Raw genomic sequence first — 2,390 nt, 5'->3', positions numbered from 1 at the left:
GGCCACGACACACACTGGCTCAACTGGCGCCGCCGTCACCAGGCCCGTGCACGCTGGTTCCACCAACGTGCACGGCTGAACCGGGACTACGCCCTGGTCAACTAGCAATTGGCGGCTGCCGTACTAGCCGGCTCGGACCGCGTTTCAGTCGGTTCGCACATCAAGGCGTAGCTCCTCGATGGCGAACTGAGTAAGTTCGGGGAGCTGGTCTTCGTGGAGGGTAATCCCGTCAAGGTTGACGAGTGCCGACTTGAGGTTGTGGAGGCGGTTGCCCCGGAGGTCAGCGCCTTGGAGCTGGCAGGATTCGATTTCAAGGTTGGCCAACTGACAGGACCTGATGGCGATTCTGGGTAGTCGGCAGGACGACCACGTGGCGTTGGTGAGCGTGCAGTCGATGAAGGCCGTGGCTCCGACGGCGACGACGCGCTCGAAGGTGGCGTAGTCGAAACGGCAGCCGTCGAAGAGGATGTCTTTGAGGCGTACATCTGTCAGCCGGGTACCGGTGAACCGCGAGCCGGTGAATGCGCAGCGTTCGATGGTTACCCCGGACAGAGTCGCACCGGAAAGGTCGGTGCGAGTAATCTCGCTGCCCCAGATGGTTCCGGATTCCCAGGTGCTCTCGCTGAAGTCCGCGCCAGTAATCCGGCTGCTACGGATGCTGACATCGTCCAGTTGCGTACCGCGCCAGGACACACCCTCGATGCTACCCTCGTTGAGGTCAGTCGCCGGATTGTGGACGGTATCAAGATCTTCAGGGTCGAGATCCGGGAGCAGAATCCTTACGTCACCGATGGTGGTTGTCCGCATGAGTCCTCAGTCTGTTTGGGACGCGGGCGGCGGCGCCACCCCGCGTTCGAACCCCTACTCCAGTGTCAACGGTTCACTTTTTCTTGTTCCAGTTGTCCCAGCCGGGCCGGCTGTCGAACCCTCCTTTGTTGTTCCAGGTGGGGCGGTTGTCGAACTTGGCCGCGTCGATCGACGCTACCGCCCGAGACGGCTCGACGCCGAGGCGCGCGAGGCGCTCCGGCGTGGCGTCCACGAGGCTCGCAAGGGCGTTGGTCACGGTGATCCTCCTAGCTGACGAGGTGGTTTGCGGTGGCGCGGACGAGGGCCTGCCGGGTGGTGCGGCAGTAGCGCGTTTCGCGGGCGGTGAAGGTTTGGTGCTCGAAGTAGCGGTTGCCGGCCTGAGCACCTCTGCAGAAACTGTAGAACGTGCAATGGCTTGCACACTCGTTAAGTCCCGTGATGAACTCGGTGACATACCGTAGATCGTCGGCCCGGGCCAGGAGGTCGGTGATCGGCTGGCGGAGCACGTTCCCCGCGATGAAATCTCCGTACTGCGGGTCCTTGACTCCAAGGAGTTCCGGTGACAGAAGGACCACGTGCCCGTCCCAGGAGACGGTGGGAATCGGTTCGTACGGGGCGTCGTTGACGATCCTGGCACGCGTGGCGGTGAGGTAGTCGACCAGGCGGTCCACATCGCGGATTCTCAAGGGGCTGCCGTCGATCCGTCGTTGGACGAGTCGGTGCCAGAACTGGTAGGCCGCTTCCTCCGATACCGGTGTCCGTGCCGCACCCTCCTGTTCCTCGATGTTGAAGCCCACAGAGCGACACCCGGGCAAGGTGGTGAAGAAGTCAACGAGGTCGTCGGCGTGATCGATGGTTTCCGGGGTGACAACGCAAATTACTGAATACGGCAGTCCTGCCTCGGCGAGAGTCCGCATACCTCGAAGGGTCCGGGCCGTTGTTGGGTTGCCGGCCCGGTCGAGTCTGTTGCGGTTCAGAGCGCCGGGGCCGTCGATGCTCACACCAACTGCAAATTCGTAGGCAGCGAAAAGCTCACACCATCGTTGATTGATGAGGGTGGCGTTGGTCTGGATCTCGTGGCGTACCTGTCCGGCCTGCCTCAGCTCCTCGAACGGGGCAAGCAGTTCCCGGAAGGGGCCGAGAGGCGTGGCGGTGGGCTCGCCGCCGTGCCACACCACGCTCACTGGATACGGGCTATCCTGCTCTGCTACGGATCGGGCGCACCCTGCGGCGACTGGGACCGTCATGAGTCGTCGGGATCGTCGGTCGGGCAGGTAGCAGTAGGTGCAGTCCAGGTTGCAGAAGCTGGTGGGTTGCAAGACCAAGGTATGGAATGTGGGAGCTATGGCGGTCCGCCCATCAGCGGTGATGACACCGATGCCGCTCACTGTCCCGTCTCCTTGGCCTCTTCACAGTCGTCGTGGTCACTCGGTGCTACCGGGCGGGATGCGCGTAGTGTCAATCCCCTGGAAGCGTGGAGGATTGTTTAAGCTGCCTGAGCCCGGCGGGCGTCAGCGATAAAACGTTCGTAGTCGATGGGTGACATGCCGTCGCAGGCGCTGTGACGGCGTCTGACGTTGTAG

3 protein-coding genes are annotated in these 2,390 nt (G+C 62.7%); all 3 read right to left on the bottom strand.

The annotated features are described in order from the left end of the window. Positions 1–144: 144 nt before the first annotated feature. Positions 145–807, bottom strand: coding sequence for a pentapeptide repeat-containing protein (locus ABNF97_RS33735; protein WP_130461585.1), 663 nt, complete (start codon positions 805–807; stop codon positions 145–147). A 73-nt stretch (positions 808–880) separates the two neighbouring features. Beyond that, positions 881–1,063, bottom strand: a complete 183-nt coding sequence (gene amcA, locus ABNF97_RS33730; RefSeq protein ID WP_130461586.1) for a multiple cyclophane-containing RiPP AmcA — start codon at positions 1,061–1,063, stop codon at positions 881–883. Positions 1,064–1,073: 10 nt separating this feature from the next. Next, positions 1,074–2,195 carry a cyclophane-forming radical SAM peptide maturase AmcB gene (amcB, locus tag ABNF97_RS33725; protein ID WP_130461587.1) on the bottom strand — a complete coding sequence of 374 codons (1,122 nt, stop codon included), beginning with the start codon at positions 2,193–2,195 and terminating at the stop codon, positions 1,074–1,076. Positions 2,196–2,390 lie beyond the last annotated feature (195 nt).

The organism is Plantactinospora sp. B6F1, from assembly GCF_040120695.1.
Taxonomy (GTDB): Bacteria; Actinomycetota; Actinomycetes; order Mycobacteriales; family Micromonosporaceae; genus Plantactinospora.
The sequence above is the reverse complement of the archived record's forward strand: the minus strand, read 5'-3'. Positions and strand labels throughout refer to the sequence as shown.

Bases quoted from the DNA above. Each gene is read 5' to 3' on its own strand.
- ABNF97_RS33735 (WP_130461585.1), bottom strand. From the start codon at position 807: ATGCGGACAACCACCATCGGTGACGTAAGGATTCTGCTCCCGGATCTC.